This is a genomic window from Devosia oryzisoli (assembly GCF_014837245.1).
In the GTDB taxonomy this organism is placed as follows: domain Bacteria; phylum Pseudomonadota; class Alphaproteobacteria; order Rhizobiales; family Devosiaceae; genus Devosia; species Devosia oryzisoli.
This window is the reverse complement of sequence record NZ_JACYFU010000002.1, coordinates 622,843-637,841: the sequence shown is the minus strand read 5'-3', so window position 1 is coordinate 637,841 and position 14,999 is coordinate 622,843. Positions and strand designations below refer to the sequence as shown.

The 14,999-nt window shown below is 65.2% G+C and carries 11 protein-coding genes and 1 tRNA gene; 1 reads left to right on the top strand and 11 read right to left on the bottom strand.

What is annotated here, in order from left to right:
* Positions 1-20: 20 nt before the first annotated feature.
* Genes IC608_RS09765 through araD form a run of 3 tightly spaced genes read right to left on the bottom strand, consistent with a single transcriptional unit; the run spans position 21 to position 3,396 of the window.
* Positions 21-731 carry a ribonuclease activity regulator RraA gene (locus IC608_RS09765; protein WP_191774903.1) on the bottom strand — a complete coding sequence of 237 codons (711 nt, stop codon included), beginning with the start codon at positions 729-731 and terminating at the stop codon, positions 21-23.
* 10 nt (positions 732-741) lie between these two features.
* Complete coding sequence (locus IC608_RS09760) at positions 742-1,641, bottom strand: dihydrodipicolinate synthase family protein (protein ID WP_191774901.1); 900 nt, start codon at positions 1,639-1,641, stop codon at positions 742-744.
* A gap of 12 nt (positions 1,642-1,653) precedes the next feature.
* Positions 1,654-3,396, bottom strand: coding sequence for an L-arabinonate dehydratase (araD, locus tag IC608_RS09755; protein ID WP_191774900.1), 1,743 nt, complete (start codon positions 3,394-3,396; stop codon positions 1,654-1,656).
* A gap of 226 nt (positions 3,397-3,622) precedes the next feature.
* Between araD and IC608_RS09750 the strand changes: the two genes are divergently transcribed.
* Positions 3,623-4,654, top strand: a complete 1,032-nt coding sequence (locus IC608_RS09750; protein WP_210316285.1) for a LacI family DNA-binding transcriptional regulator — start codon at positions 3,623-3,625, stop codon at positions 4,652-4,654.
* Positions 4,655-4,761: 107 nt separating this feature from the next.
* Here the strand turns inward: IC608_RS09750 and IC608_RS09745 are convergent.
* From IC608_RS09745 to IC608_RS09710, 8 genes are all read right to left on the bottom strand, one after another.
* Positions 4,762-4,835, bottom strand: a tRNA-Gly gene (locus IC608_RS09745).
* Positions 4,836-4,895: 60 nt separating this feature from the next.
* Positions 4,896-5,624, bottom strand: coding sequence for a FadR/GntR family transcriptional regulator (locus IC608_RS09740; protein WP_191774899.1), 729 nt, complete (start codon positions 5,622-5,624; stop codon positions 4,896-4,898).
* A 76-nt stretch (positions 5,625-5,700) separates the two neighbouring features.
* Positions 5,701-6,891 (bottom strand): aminotransferase class V-fold PLP-dependent enzyme, encoded by a 1,191-nt coding sequence (locus IC608_RS09735; RefSeq protein WP_191774898.1) that lies wholly within the window; start codon positions 6,889-6,891, stop codon positions 5,701-5,703.
* A 3-nt stretch (positions 6,892-6,894) separates the two neighbouring features.
* Positions 6,895-7,779: an ABC transporter permease gene (locus IC608_RS09730; protein ID WP_191774897.1), complete on the bottom strand. Its 885-nt coding sequence runs from the start codon at positions 7,777-7,779 to the stop codon at positions 6,895-6,897.
* Positions 7,776-8,705, bottom strand: coding sequence for an ABC transporter permease (locus IC608_RS09725; RefSeq protein ID WP_191774896.1), 930 nt, complete (start codon positions 8,703-8,705; stop codon positions 7,776-7,778). Before IC608_RS09725 ends, IC608_RS09730 begins: the two co-directional genes overlap by 4 nt.
* Positions 8,706-8,904: 199 nt before the next feature.
* Positions 8,905-10,659 (bottom strand): ABC transporter ATP-binding protein, encoded by a 1,755-nt coding sequence (locus IC608_RS09720; protein ID WP_191774895.1) that lies wholly within the window; start codon positions 10,657-10,659, stop codon positions 8,905-8,907.
* Positions 10,660-10,725: 66 nt separating this feature from the next.
* Positions 10,726-12,330 (bottom strand): peptide ABC transporter substrate-binding protein, encoded by a 1,605-nt coding sequence (locus tag IC608_RS09715; protein ID WP_191774894.1) that lies wholly within the window; start codon positions 12,328-12,330, stop codon positions 10,726-10,728.
* 240 nt (positions 12,331-12,570) lie between these two features.
* Entirely contained in the window at positions 12,571-14,943 is a 2,373-nt protein-coding gene (locus IC608_RS09710; RefSeq protein ID WP_191774893.1) for a transketolase, read from the bottom strand.
* Positions 14,944-14,999 lie beyond the last annotated feature (56 nt).

The following is a 14,999-nucleotide window of genomic DNA, read 5'->3' as shown; positions in this document are numbered from 1 at the left end:
GCGGCGCGTTGGACGCTGGATCAGCGGTTGTTGCGCTTTCGCCAGGCGTCGAACTCGCCTGCGAATTCTTCCTTGGTGCGGGGGTAGAGACCGATGATCGGCGTTCCGGCCTTGACCTTCTCCACGACGAAGTCCTCGTAGGCGGTCATTTCAAGAGCCTCGGCGCCCACCTCTTCGGCGATGTCCCGGGGGATGACGATGACGCAATCGTCGTCGCCGACCACGATGTCTCCTGGGAACACGGCCACGTCGCCGCAGCCGATCGGCACGTTGAGGTCGAGAGCCTCGTGCAGGGTAAGGTTGGTCGGGCTCGAGGGACGGGTGTGATAGGCCGGGATATCGAGGCCGCCGATCGTGGCAGCATCTCGGAAGCCACCATCGGTCACCACGCCAGCGACGCCGCGCACCATCAGACGGGTGACCAGAATGTCGCCGGCCGACGCGGCGCGCGGGTCCTTACGGCTATCCATGACCAGCACATGGCCGGCGGGGCAGGATTCCACGGCGACCCGCTGCGGGTGTTCGGGATTACGGAATTGGCTGAGCTGGTTGCGATCCTCGCGCGCCGGAATGTAACGCAGCGTGTAGGCTGGACCCACCATGTTCACGCCTTTGGGTCTGACCGGATGGACGCCCTGGATCACCTGATTGCGCAGGCCGCGCTTGAACAGCGCCGTGGCCAGCGTAGCGACCGAAACGCTCATCAGGTCCTTGCGCAGTGTATCGTCCATCTTGATGCTCTCAGCTCAGCTTGTTTCGGGAGATGAAGGTGTCGAGCTTGGCTTGCTGGTCCGCCGTCAGCGGCCAGGCGGAGGGCGGGCGGGTCGGGCCACAGTCGCGCCCCAGCGCCAGGAGCGCCGCCTTCACCCCGGTGACATTGGTGCCGTTCATTTCCTCGGCGCGGATGTCCTCGAAAGCCTTCATGCCCGCAATGAGCTCGTTCGCTTCCGTATAGTTCCCAGCTTCGAGTGCGGCATGAATGGCGACAGACCGTTCCGGCCAGACATTGATCAGCCCCGAGGTGAACCCCCGCGCCCCCACGGAATAGAAGACCGGCGCCCAAATCTCGGCCAGGCCACCGACCCAGACGAGGTCCGGACGGCAGGCGGCCTTGGCTTCGGCAAGTTTAAGCGGATTGGGCGTGGCCCATTTGATACCCCTGACCTGCGGCAAGGCGCAAAGCTCGGCGATAGCTCTGGTGCCGATGGTGTCATTGCGCAGATAGAGCATCATCGGCAGGCCGCCCGAGGCGTCGGCTATTGCCTTGAGATAATCGACGATGCCGCGGGGCGAAACGAAGGGATCGGGCGGCTGATGCACCATGAGCGCGGTTGCCCCGGCGTCCGCGGAGGTTCGGGCCAGCGCAATGGCGTCGCGGATGCCGCGCCCGATGCCGGCCAGAACTGGCGCCCGACCGTCCACCAGGCGCACCACCTCGCGCACCATGACCGAGGCCTCCTCGGTGGTCAGCGCATAGAACTCGCCGGTATTGCCGTTGACCACCGGCATGTGCAGGCCCGCCCGCAGCGCGCGGTCCACGATCGGCGCCAGCTTGTGAGGCGCCACGTCACCGTTGTCGTCATAGGGCGTGACGAGAATGCCGGAAATCCCGGTCAGGGCCTGTTCAAGAGAGAGTGCCATGGTGGGCCTTTCCTAGAAAATATCCGGTTCGCCTGCGGCACGGCCGAAGTCGCGCTCGAGGAAATCGAAGTCGCAGCCTTTGTCGGCCTGCGTGACATGTTTTGAATACATCCACCCCCAGCCGCGCTCGAACAGCGGCGCCGGAGGCACCCACGCCGCGCGGCGCCGCTCGATTTCCCCGTCCGGCAGCAGCATGTCGAGGCGGCGGTTGGGCAGGTCCAGCCGCACGATGTCGCCGGTTTGCAGAAGCGCCAGCGGTCCCCCCACGAAGCTTTCGGGGGCCACGTGCAGCACGCATGCGCCATAGGAGGTTCCAGACATACGGGCGTCCGATATCCGCAGCATATCGCGGTGCCCCTGCTTGATCAGCGCCTTGGGAATGGGGAGCATGCCCCATTCGGGCATGCCCGGACCGCCCTGCGGCCCGGCATTGCGCAGCACCAGAACATGATCGGGCGTAACGTCGAGATCGTCGTCGTCGATGGCCTTCTTCATGTCCGGATAGGAGTCGAAGACCAGCGCCGGCCCTTGATGCACATAGTATTTGGGATCGCAGGCCGCGGGCTTGATGATGGCGCCATCGGGACAGAGATTGCCGCGCAATACGGCGAGCGAACCTTCGTGGTAGACCGGGTTGCTGAGTGGGCGGATCACGTCGTCGTTGTAGACTACGGCGCCGGCGATATTCTCGCCCAGCGTCCGGCCGTTGGCCGTGATGGCCGAAAGGTCCAGGCGGTCAGCAATCTGCTTTTCGAGAGCCAGAAGGCCACCGGCAAAATAAAAATCCTCCATCAGGTAGTCCTTGCCGGACGGGCGCACATTGGCGAGCAGCGGCGTGTTGCGTCCAAGCGCATCGAGATCGTCCAGCGTCAGGCCGGCACCCGCCCGACGCGCCATGGCGATGAGATGCACCACCGCATTGGTGGAACAGCCCGTCGCCATAGCGACGATGGCTGCATTGCGTATCGAGGCCTCGGTAACGATCCGGTCCGGCGTCAGGTCCTCCCAGACCATGTCGACGATGCGCCGGCCGCACTCGGACGCCATGCGGCCATGCGCCGAATCCACCGCCGGAATGGACGAGGCTCCGGGAAGGGTCAGTCCCAGCGCGTCGGCGATCGCCGTCATGGTCGAGGCCGTGCCCATTGTCATGCAGACGCCGGCAGAGCGGGCAATGCCGCCCTGTACACCGCGCCATTGCTCGTCGCTGACATTGCCGGCCCGGCGCTCGTCCCAGTATTTCCAGGCATCCGAGCCGGAGCCGAGCGTCTTTCCGGCATAGTTGCCGCGCAGCATAGGTCCTGCGGGCAGATAGATCATCGGCACGCCGGCGGTGATCCCGCCCATGACAAGGCCCGGCGTGGTCTTGTCGCAACCGCCCATCAGCACCACGCCGTCGAGTGGGTGCGAGCGGATTGTCTCCTCCGCTTCCATGGCGAGCATGTTGCGATAGAGCATGGAGGTGGGCTTGGTGAAACTCTCGTCGACCGAAAGCGTCGGCAGCTCCACTGGAAGGCCACCGGCTTGCAGCACCCCACGCTTCACGGCCTCGACCCGTTCCGGAAAGTGGCTGTGGCAGGAATTGAGCTCGGACCAGGTGTTGAGGATGCCGATCACGGGTTTCCCCATGAAATCCTCTTCCGAATAGCCCAACTGCATCATGCGCGAGCGATGCCCGAAGCTGCGCAGGTCATCGGGCGCAAACCAGCGGGCGGACCGCAGGCGCGCCGCATCCTTGCGTGGGAACTTATCCATGGAATCCTCCCTCAACCGCCACGTGTATGCGCATACATTTGTGGCTGTCAACTCGCGAGGGCCCTGCACAGATCGCAGTTATGATGCAATGACGGTTCTGGTCTACAGCTGGTATGTATCCGTATACATTGCCTGCCGGCAGCGGTTAGGCGATAAGGGCAGGTGATCCTGGTGACGCGCATGGCCACCAGCCTGGCGTGACGGGGTGAATGACGAGAAGCATGGCATGACAGACAAGTCGCCGGACCCACTCCAGACCAGGCGCGGTGGTGGGGTTACCATGGCCGAGATTGGCCGGCTGGCCGGCGTCTCGCAGGTCACGGTCTCGCGGGCGCTCTCGACGCCCGATAAAGTCTCTCCCGAAACGCTCGAGCGCATAAGGAACGCCATCGAGCGGACCGGCTATGTCCCCAATGCGGTCGCCGGAGCGCTGGCCTCGAGCAAGTCCAGGCTGATCGCGGCCCTGGTCCCTTCGGTCACCAACATCGTCTATGCAAGCGTGCTGCACGCCTTTTCCGAGATCATGTGGGATCGCGGCTACCAGATCATGCTGTCCGAGACGGGCCTGGAGCTTGATCGCGAAGAAAAGGCCATCGCGACGCACCTGTCGCGCCGTCCGGATGCCATGTTGCTGACCGGCGTCCGCCACTCCGCCGGGTCCCGGCGCATGCTGCACAATGCGGGCATTCCGGTGGTCGAAATCTGGGATGTCACCGATACGCCCATCGACTGCTGCGTCGGGTTCTCCCACAAGGAAGCAGGGCGGGTGGCGGCAGACTTTGCAGTCGGGGCCGGGTACGCCCATGCCGCGACCATTACCGCCGGCGACGAGCGCGCCATATGCCGGCGCGATGCCTTCGCCCACCGATACGAGCGGCTGACCGGAACCAAGGTACAAGCCGCAGACTTCGCCGCGCATGCGACGCTGGGCTTGGGGCGCGAAGGCCTGGCCCAACTGCTGGACCGAAATCTGCCGCGCGGCTCGGTGATTTTCTGCAGTTCAGACCAGTTCGCCCAAGGCGCTCTGGTCGAGGCAACGGCGCGCGGATTGTGCGTTCCGCAAGATATTGCCATCATCGGCTTTGGCGACCAGGAGTTCGCGGCAAGTACCGTCCCCGCGCTGACCACCGTGCGCATCGACCGCCAGATCCTGGGCCAGACAGCAGCCAACGCCCTCCTCGCGCGCTTCGCGGCCAGCCCCGAAACGGCGATGGTCCACGATATCGGCTTCGAAATCGTCCGCCGCCAGTCGGCGTGAGTCGCCGCTGCGCCGCCTGTAGCAAGCGAGAGCAAAGATCGAGGCATTTCGTGCGCCGATCTGCGCGAGAGACGGGCTCTGGCGTCTGGGGAAAAGAAGGGGATCGCTGGAGCGGGTGAAGGGAATCGAACCCTCGTCGTAAGCTTGGGAAGCTTCTGCTCTACCATTGAGCTACACCCGCCCGGGCAAGCGCATAGATGCGGGAAATCGGGACGGGCGTCAAGGTGGCGGTGGGGGGCGATCAGCCCAGTTTTCCACCCTCGATGATGGCGCGCACTTCCGCCTCCACCGTGTCGAGCAGGCGGTTGATGGCATCGATGGCGGCGGGCGCGTCGCCGATCAGGATGGCGTCCGCCAGATCGCGGTGAATGGGGAAGGAGTCGAGGCCGAAGGCGTCGGCGGCAAAGGGCGAGGAGCCGCCGCGTTCGAGCGCGTGGTCGAGGTTGAGCAGCAACTGGCCGTACATGGGGTTGCCGGTGGCGTCGTAGATCGCCTGGTGGAAGGCGTGATCGGCGGTGCGCCAGGGGCGGCCGGCATCGACCTCCTTGAGGAGCAGCGTGCAGAGGCGGGATATTTCGGCGCGCTGGGTGGTACTGGCCTTGGCGACGGCCTTGCGCACCACATCGTTTTCGAGGGTGCGGCGGATTTCCATGAGGCGCAGCAGGGCTTCGCCCTCGAGGCGCACCATGGTGGGCACGAGGCCGCGCGACGTCTGGACGCGGGCGGCCAGATAGGTACCATCGCCCCGCCGCCGCCGGATGATGCCGAGGCCCTCCCAGCGGTTGAGCGCTTCGCGGATGGTGGAGCGCCCGACGCCGAGCGAGGTCGCAAGGGATATTTCGGGCGGCAACCGGTCCCCGATGCCGAGGCCGGCACGCTCCACCATCTCGGCAAGCGCATCGAGCACCGCCACGTTGCGCGTGCGGTTTTCGAGCGGCTCGAGGTATCGAAGGGCCGTTTCCCGACTCAACTCCGGTCTGTCCTCCAGGGCACAGGAATGCCCGCCACTCACACCATATCCACGCGCGTTTGTCAGTACCTCAGTCTCAGGCGGCTTCCGGCGCCTTGAGGTTCAGCAGCTCGCTGAGCGCGTCGATCAGCCTGTCCATCTGCGGCTTGGAGTTGTAGCCCTGGACCGACAGGCGCGCGATGCAGCGATCCTGCCATTTGAACACCGGGATTTCGATGCCGTAGCGCTCGAACAGCGTCGTATGGATCGCCGGGGCATCGCAGTCGGGAATGGGCATGGCGACCATTTGCGGGGCGCAGAATTGCGGCGCGCTGAGCGGCGCGAGCCCTGTGCGTTCGCCTAGGCGCCGGGCTGTATCCTGCGCCAGCGCGCGGCAATGGTCGGCGATGGCCCACCAGTCGTTTTCCTGCCGGAACTTGATCGCGGCGGGGACGGTCAGCCAGGGCGAGGGGTCACGCGTCCCCTGCATTTCGATTTCATCGATGAATGGCGAATTGCCGAAGGCACCCTTGGCGCCGGGCAATTTGGAGTCGGCCGTCCAGCCGTGACTGATGACCAGCGGATCGAGGAGGCCCTGAACCTCGGGGCGGGCATGAAGGAAGGCGGAGCCTTTGGGCGCCATCATCCATTTGTGGCAATTGCCCGAATAGAAATCGGCACCAAGGGCATCGAGATCGAGCCGAATATGGCCGGGCGTATGCGCGCCATCGATCACCGACCAGATACCCCGGCGGCGCGCCTCGGCCACAGCCCGCTCGATGGGAAACACCAGCGCAGTCGGCGAGGTGATGTGACTGAGAAAGAGGACGCGCGTCTTGTCCGTCATGCCGGCGATGATGGCATCGGTGAACTGCGCCTCCTCGACGAGGGGCAGGGGGATGGTGACGACCACCACTTCGGCGCCGGTCTTGCGGCAGACATAGGCCCAGGTCTTTTCGAGCGCCGAATATTCGTGGTCGGTGGTGAGGATCTGGTCGCCCGGCTTGAGGTCGAGCGACTGCGCGACGATGTTGAGCCCCGTCGTGGCATTTGTGAGCCCGACGATGTTGTCGGCGCTGGTGCCCAGTTCGGCGGCCAATGCGCGGCGCGGCACCGCCATGTTTTCGGTCAGCCGGCGGCCCAAAAACTCCACCGGTTCGCGCTCGAGTTCGAGTTGGAACGCCTGGTAGGTTTCGAACACCGGGCGCGGGCAGGCGCCGAACGATCCGTGGTTGAGAAAAGTCACGTCCTCGCGCAGGAGAAAGTGACGGGCGAGATTGTCGGACACGATTCAGCGGCCTTTCAGGGTGGGATCGAGCGCATCGCGCAGGCCATCGCCGAAGAGCGATGTGGCGAGCACGGTGATGGCCAGCGCCGCTGTGGGGAACAGCGCCAGGTGCCAATAGAAGAACATGTAGTCGATGCCCTCGCTGATCATCTGTCCCCAGGTCGGGGTCGGCGGGGGCACGCCGATGCCGAGGAAGCTGAGCGAGGCTTCCAGCATCATGGCGAGCGGGATGGCGAGCACGAACCCCACGATGATCGGGCTGACCGAATTGGGAATGAGGTGCCGCCAGATGATGTACCAGGATGAGGCGCCCAGCGCCTGCGCGGCCCGCACGAACTCCTTTTCGCGGAACGCCTTTACCTGTGCGCGCACCAGGAGGCACACCTGCACCCAGCCGAACAGGGCGGCGATGAAGACGATGGTGGTGTACCCGCCCCGCGTCAGCGTGCCGAGCAACATGGCGGCAAGGAGCGGCGGCACGACGGAGAAGAGTTCGATCACCCGCATGATGATCCAGTCGGTGCGGCCGCCGAAATACCCGGCCAGTGCCCCGAGCGGGATGCCGATCACTACGGAAAACGCCGCGGCGATGAAACCGATGGAAAGCGAGACGCGAGCGCCGTAGACGATGCGCGTATAAAAATCGCGCCCCAGATTGTCGACGCCGAACCAGTGCGCGGGCGAGGGGAAGGCCAGGGCTTCGGTGAGGAACAATTGGCCTTCGGGCGGAGCAGGAGTGATGAGCGGCGCAAAGATCGCCATCAGGATCAGGATGGCGAGGACGATGCCGCCCCCGACCGCCGCCTTGTTGGAGCGGAACCGCTGCCAGGCGAACCAGATCGGGCCGCGCGTGCGGGGTGGGGGCAGGTCGACGGGCAGGTCGGTCATTCGGCGCCTCCTATGCGGATGCGCGGGTTGATGAGGGCATAGACGACGTCGGAGAGAAGGTAGGCAATGCAGTACATGAAGGTGATCATCAGCATCAGCGCCATTTCGAGGGGGTAGTCGCGGACCTCGATGGAAGAGACGAAGTAGGCGCCCAGCCCCGGCACGCGGAACATCGCCTCGACGAAGATGGAGCCAGTGGCCGTGCCGATGAACATGGGCAGGAACACCGTCACCAGCGGAATGGCGGAGTTGCGCAGCACATGCTGGAAGATGATGCGGCGCTCCGAAAGTCCCTTTGCGCGCAGCACGGTCACGAACTGGCGGCTCATGGTGTCGAGCATCGCCGCGCGGGTGTAGCGGGCATAGGTGGCGAGCGGAATGGCGGCATAGGCGGCCACGGGCAGGATCCAGCGCTCCGGGTCGGGCCAGCCGCTGGCCGGCAACCAGTTGAGCCAGACGGCGAAGATCAGGATCAGCAGCATGGAGGTGACGAAGACCGGCACCGTCAGCCCCAGCGTCGCGAGCGCCGAGGCGATGTAGTCGATCCAGCTGTTGCGATTGAGCGCGGCGGCCATGCCGAGGAGAATCCCGAGCGGCGCGCCGATGAGAACCCCGAGCCCGCCCAGCACCAGGCTTGGCACCCAGGCCCGCGAGAGCAGTTGCAGCACGGTTTCGCCCGGGCTCTGGTAGGGCACGCCGAAATCGAAATGCAGCACGCCCCACATATAGCGGAAATACTGCACGTAAAGCGGCTGATCGAGCCCCAGTTGCGCCATCAGTTTGGCCCGTACGGCCTCGGACACCGGCATGTCATTCGCATCGAACGGCCCGCCGGGAATGGAGTGCATCATCAAAAAGATGATCAGCGATACCACGATGAAGGTGACCGCAACGGAAACGAGGCGGCGCAGGATGTAGCCTAGCATGGTGAACCTCGCGAAGTCGCTCCGGAGGATGGACCTTCACCCCCACCCTTGATCCCTCCCCACAAGGGGGAGGGAGACGCCGGAACCGAGACGCCCGTGCTGGCGCATCCCTCCCCTCGATGGGGAGGGACCGAGGGTGGGGTGGGGCGGGGTATACCGTACATCGGCACGCTTGATGAAAGGTCCATGATCGCTCCCCTCACGCCGTCACGATCGCCTCGACCCGGTGGCCCGGGGCGATGGTGACCAGTTGCGGATCGGGGTGGGGCGCGAGACCGGTCTGGATCACGGTCATCCGCGGGGTGGCGGCAGAAATCTCCTCGGCCGAGAGGAACGAGCGCTCGCGCTTGTCGCGCGGGTTGGTGGCCGGCACGGCATCGAGCAGGGCGCGGGTATAGGGGTGGCGCGGATCTGCGAAAATGCGCTCGGTCGGCGCTTCCTCCACGACCCGCCCGCGATACATGACGACGACGCTGTCGGTCAGCGACTTGACCGTGGAGAGATCGTGGCTGATGAACAGCATGGAGAGGCCCAGCTCCGCCTGCAGATCCTTGAGCAGGGTGATGATCTGCGCCTTGACGGTCACGTCGAGCGCCGAAGTCGGTTCATCGGCGACAAGGATTTTGGGCTCGAGGATCAGGGCGCGGGCGATGGCGACGCGCTGGCGCTGGCCACCGGAAAGTTCATGCGCATAGCGGCTGCCGAAGCTGCGATCGAGCCCGACCCGCTCGAGCCAGGCCAGCGCCTTTTCGGTCCGCTCGCGCGGCGTGCCGATGCGGTGGATGACCAGCGGTTCGGCGATGATTTCGGTCAGCGTCATCATCGGATCGAGCGCCGAATAGCTGTCCTGGAAGACGATCTGCATCTGCTTGCGATAGGGTCGCATGGCTTCGGGCGAGAGGCTCGAGATGTCCTTGCCATCGACCAGGATTTCGCCCGCGCTGGCTTCGGTGAGGCGCATCGCCATGAGGCCGGTGGTGGTCTTGCCCGAGCCGCTTTCGCCCACGACGGCAACAATGCGATTGTGGGGGAGGGTAATGTCGACGTCGCGCACGGCGTCGAAGGCGCCGTATTCGGTAAAGAGCCCGCGCCGCCGCCGGATGCGGAAGGATTTGCTGAGCCCGCGCAATTGCAGGGCAGGGGCTGCATCGGCATCGCCGCGCGAGGGTTCGAACTTCGTATGAAGGCTGGCGAGAAGCCGCTTGGTATAGTCGTGGCGGGGCGCGTCGAAAATCTGCGCCACCGGCCCCTCTTCCATCACCTCGCCATTGTACATGACCAGCACCCGGTCCACCGTTTCGGCGATGACCCCGAGGTCGTGCGTGATCATGATCAGCGCCATGCCGAACTCGGCCTGCACCTTCTTGATGAGCTGCAGGATCTGCGCCTGGATGGTGACGTCGAGTGCCGTCGTGGGCTCGTCGGCGATCAGCACCTTGGGCCGGCACGAGAGGGCCATGGCGATCATGGCGCGCTGCAGCATGCCTCCCGAAAGCTGGTGCGGGTAATAGGCCAGCACGTCGGCGGCATTCTTTATCTCGACGCGCTCGAGCAACTCGCGCGCTTCCTTGAGCGCTGCTGATTTGGTCACGGTGCGGTGCGCGCGGATGGTCTCGCTGATCTGGTGGCCGATGGTGAAGACCGGATCGAAGGCGCTCATCGGGTCCTGGAAGATCATCGCCGCGGCCCGCCCGCGCAGGCGCTCCATGTCGCCCTTGCGCGCGGAGAGCACGTCGACGTCGTCGAGCATGAGCTTTGCGGCTGTGACGTCGGCGGTGGCGGGCAGGAGGCGCAATAGGGCCGCGCAGCTGACCGACTTGCCCGAGCCGCTTTCGCCCACGATGCCGAGGCTCTCCCCGGCGTCGAGCGAGAAGCTGATCTTGCGCACGGCCTCGATGGTGCCGCCATACTGGCGGAAGCGCACCTTGAGGTCTTGGATTTCGACGAGCGGCATTGGACCCCGGCCGTTGAAGAAAAAGGGCGCTCCCCGGATGGCTCCGGGAAGCGCGTGGGTCGCGGCTTACTGCTTGGTCAAGTGCGTGAAGAAGTAGTGCGCGAGCCGGTCGAGCGGGGTGAAGCCGAGGTCGTTCGGCGTCGAGGCGTCGCCACCCAGCTTGTCCGACAGCACGGCCGTGGTGATCGGGTGCACCAGCGGCACGATCAGGCCCTGGTCGATCATCACCTGCTCGGCCTGCGCATAGAGATCGAGACGCTTTTCGGGATCGCTCTCGCTGTCGGCCTGGGCCACCAGCGCGTCATATTCGGGCACGTGATAGTTGTGGCGCCCGCCATTGTAGAAAATGCCGTAGAAGTTGGACGGGTCGAGGTAGTCGTATTCGTAGGGCGCGATGAAGATGTTGTTCTTGGCGCCCCGCAGGCCGTCCATCCAGTCGGCGTTGGGAAGCGAGCGGATCGACATGTTGATCCCGAGGACTTCCTTGAACTGGGACTGCAGATACTGGGCCATGGGCGGGATGATGGCGCCGTTGTAGCCGCCCTCGTCACGGATCCAGATTTCGATATCGGGGAAGCCTTCGCCGTTCGGATAGCCTGCATCGGCCATGAACTGCTTGGCCTTCTCGGGGTCGAACACGGCTTCCGCGGCGATGTCCTTGTTGTACCCGGGATAGCCGGGCGGCAGGATGGAGCCGGCCGGAATGGCGATGTCCTTGAGGACGGTGGAGGTCAGCTCGTCGCGATTGACCGCGTAGTAGAAGGCGCGGCGCACGTCGACATTGTTGAAGGGCTCGGATTCGAGGTCGTAGGAGATGTACGAGGTCGCGAACACCGCGTTGCGGCGCATCCCATCGGCAAAGCGCGCCTCGGCCACCGGGACCTGCCCGGCATTGAGGAAGGTGTAGTCCGCGTCGCCCGCGAGGAAGGCCGGCAGGCCCACTTCAGGTGCGTTCAGCGTCGGGTCGAGCTCGACCTTGTCGACCTGGGCCTGCCAGGGCCCCTTGTAGGTGTCCGACTTGGTGAGGACGACGGAGTTGTTCGACTTCTCCCAGCTCTCGATGTCGAACGGGCCCGAGGAGACGATGGTGTCGACGTTGAGCGCCCAGTCGTCGCCCAGCTTGTCTACCACATGCTTGGGCACGGGATACCAGAGGCTGGTGACGGAGGGGAAATAGGGTTTTGGTGCGACGGTCGTGACTTCGATGGTGTGCTCGTCCACCGCCTTGAGGCCCAGCGTCGACACGTCGGCGGTGCCTTCGGTGACTTCCTTCCAGCCCTTGATGCCGCCGGCAAAGTCCCAGTACCAGGCGAAGTCGTAGCCCGAAGTCGCGGCGCGCTGCAGGGCGAAAATGTAGTCTTCGGCCGTCAGCGGCTCGCCATCGGACCAGACGAGGTCGGGCTGCAGCTTGAACGTCCAGGTGAGGCCGTCTTCGGACTGGCTCCAGCTTTGTGCCGCCATCGGCGTCAGCTCGAAGTTCTTGTCGAAGGTGGCCAGCGGTACCTGCAGCAGGTCCGAGCCCGTGCCGCGGTCATAGACCGTCTTCATGTAGTCCATGTACGTGCCCTGCGCGCTGCCGCTGGGCGCCACGATGGTGGTCTGGGCCAGAACCGGTGCGGTCATCGCCGTGGCGATGGCCAGGATACCGGCGATCTTGTTGGTGAAGTGCATGCGCTCCCTCCTTGTGCAGAGCCGTGGACGTTCCCTTCGACGCGCCAGGCCGCTTGAGCCGGGTCTGGTCGCGGATGCGTAGGCCCCGTCCGCTGTCCGGGGCAGTGGCGGCCTTCTCCTCAGATGGCGCCATATGACATATGTCTGACAAATGGAGCGTCGCTTGGCAAGGGCGGGGGCGTGGCTTTTCCAACACCGGCAGGGTGGCTGGTTACTCGTCCTCTCGCGCGCGGTTCGATCTCAGCGAGCGCCGAAAAGGCTCCGGCAGGCACGCGCAATGGCGGCGGCGTCGATGCCGAAATGGCGGTAGAGGTCGGTGACCGTGCCGGTCTGTCCGAAATGCTCGACGCCCAGTGGCAACGTGCGATGCCCCATGACGCCGCCCAGCCAGCCGAGGGTAGCGGGGTGTCCATCAATCACCGTGATCATCCCGGCATGGCGGGGCACGCCGGACAGCAGACGCTCGATATGGCTTTGCTGCGTGTCGTCGCCATGGAGCCGCGCACGTTGCGTCGCTTCCCACCCTGCATTGAGCCGGTCAGCCGAGGTCACGGCCAGTACCGCAACCGCGCGATGATCGCCGCCGATCCGCGCTGCCGCCTCGATGGCCTCGCTGGCGAGGACCCCTTGATAGGCGATGACCACGTCGCATTGCGGGGTGGGGGGCTTCAGCCAATAGCCGCCGCGGATGATGTCATCCGCCAGGGGCGTGCTCATCTCGCGTGGAATCTGCTCGATGCTGCGCGTTGAAAGCCGCAGATAGACCGAGCCGCCCGTCACGTCGCGCGGCCAGTCGGCCAGATCGGGCCGCGCATCGCCGCTGCGCTGCATGTAGTCGAAGGCCCAGTCGATGATGATCGCGAGTTCGTCGGCAAACGCCGGCTCGAAGCTCGCGAGCCCGTCCTGGCTCATGCCGATCAGCGGCGACCCGATGGATTGGTGGGCACCCCCTTCGCCCGCCAGCGACACGCCCGAAGGCGTGCCCACCACCATGAAGCGCGCATCCTGGTAGCAGGCGTAATTGAGCGCATCGAGGCCGCGGGCGATGAACGGGTCATAAAGCGTGCCGATGGGCAGGAGGCGCTCCCCGAAGAGGGAATGGCTCAGCCCCGTCGCGCCGAGCATCAGGAAGAGGTTCATTTCCGCAATGCCCAGTTCGATGTGCTGCCCCTCGGGCGTGAAGCGCCATTTCTGGGTCGACGGGATCGCTTCCTTCTGGAACAGATCCACCATTTCGCGGCGGGCAAAGAGGTTACGCCGGTTCACCCAGGCGCCAAGATTGGTCGAGACCGTGACGTCCGGCGAGGTCGTGACGATGCGCTCGGCCAGGGCGCTGTCGGTCTTGGCGATGGCATCGAGAATGCGCCCGAAGGCCGCCTGCGTCGACGTGGCGCCAGTCCCGACAAACTGCGGGCCAATGCCCCGCACCGCAGGTGAACTCAACCGTCGCGATGCCTGCTTGTTAAACGGCACGGCGTTGAGGAAAGCCTGCAGGTCCTGTGCCTGATCGAGCCCCTCGAACGGCTCCCACTCATGCCCCTCGCGGATGCCGTGCGCAGCGCGCAACTGCTCGATCTGCGCCGCCGTCATCTGGCCGGCATGGTTGTCCTTGTGGCCGGCGAGCGGCGTGCCCCAGCCCTTGACGGTATAGGCGATGAAGACCGTCGGCTCGTCGCTGCCGGCCGCCTCGAACTGCTCCAGAAGGCTTTCGACGCAATGACCGCCGAGATTGCCCATGAGCGTCGCCAGCTCGTCGTCGCTCCGCCGGTCGAGGAGGGCGCTGACCGGGCCCTGATCGCCGATTTCGCCGGTCAGCCGCTCGCGCCAGGCCGCGCCGCCGCGAAACATCAGCGCCGAATAGAGGTCGTTCGGCGCCCGGTCGATCCAGGCTTTGAGCCGGTCGCCGCCCGGCTCGGCAAAGGCGGCGCGTTGCAATGCACCGTATTTCAGCGTCACCACGCGCCAGCCGAAGGCGCGAAAGATGCCCTCGATGCGGTCGTAAAGACCCTCGCGCACCACGCCGTCGAGGCTCTGCCGGTTATAGTCGATCACCCACCAGCAATTGCGCAGCCCGTGCTTCCAGCCTTCGAGCAGGCATTCGTAGATATTGCCCTCGTCCAGTTCGGCGTCGCCAGCCAGCGCGATCATCCGGCCTTCCGGCCGCGTCGTGTCCGCCCACGGCTTGGCGCGCACATAGTCCTGTACCATCGAGGCAAAGGCGGTGAAGGCGACCCCGAGGCCGACCGAACCGGTGGAAAAATCCACATCGCCGGTGTCCTTGGTGCGCGAGGGGTAGGATTGCGCGCCGCCAAAGGCGCGGAAGTCGATGAGTTTTTGCCGGCTCTGGCGGCCCATCAGGTACTGGATGGCGTGAAACGTCGGCGCGGCATGCGGCTTGATCGCCACCCGGTCCTCCGGCCGCAGGACGCCGAAATAGAGCGTGGCCATGATGGCGGCCATGGAGGCGGAACTGGCCTGGTGCCCGCCGACCTTCACGCCATCCACATTGGGCCGGATGTGATTGGCGTGGTGCACCATCCAGCTGGCGAGCCACAGCGCCTTGCGCGTCAGCGCCTCGATGGCCTCGACCCTACCCATTTTTGCTTCCGGCATGCGTTCCTCCTGTCCCGGAGGTGAGATTGCGCCTTGCAGAGGGTCAGGTTCTGCCT

What these genes read in the sequence shown, in the direction of transcription:
- IC608_RS09765 (WP_191774903.1), bottom strand. Translation starts at nt 731, where the DNA reads ATGGACGATACACTGCGCAAGGACCTGATGAGCGTTTCGGTCGCTACG.
- IC608_RS09760 (WP_191774901.1), bottom strand. Translation starts at nt 1,641, where the DNA reads ATGGCACTCTCTCTTGAACAGGCCCTGACCGGGATTTCCGGCATTCTC.
- araD (WP_191774900.1), bottom strand. Translation starts at nt 3,396, where the DNA reads ATGGATAAGTTCCCACGCAAGGATGCGGCGCGCCTGCGGTCCGCCCGC.
- IC608_RS09750 (WP_210316285.1), top strand. Translation starts at nt 3,623, where the DNA reads ATGACAGACAAGTCGCCGGACCCACTCCAGACCAGGCGCGGTGGTGGG.
- IC608_RS09730 (WP_191774897.1), bottom strand. Translation starts at nt 7,779, where the DNA reads ATGACCGACCTGCCCGTCGACCTGCCCCCACCCCGCACGCGCGGCCCG.
- IC608_RS09725 (WP_191774896.1), bottom strand. Translation starts at nt 8,705, where the DNA reads ATGCTAGGCTACATCCTGCGCCGCCTCGTTTCCGTTGCGGTCACCTTC.
- IC608_RS09720 (WP_191774895.1), bottom strand. Translation starts at nt 10,659, where the DNA reads ATGCCGCTCGTCGAAATCCAAGACCTCAAGGTGCGCTTCCGCCAGTAT.
- IC608_RS09715 (WP_191774894.1), bottom strand. Translation starts at nt 12,330, where the DNA reads ATGCACTTCACCAACAAGATCGCCGGTATCCTGGCCATCGCCACGGCG.
- IC608_RS09710 (WP_191774893.1), bottom strand. Translation starts at nt 14,943, where the DNA reads ATGCCGGAAGCAAAAATGGGTAGGGTCGAGGCCATCGAGGCGCTGACG.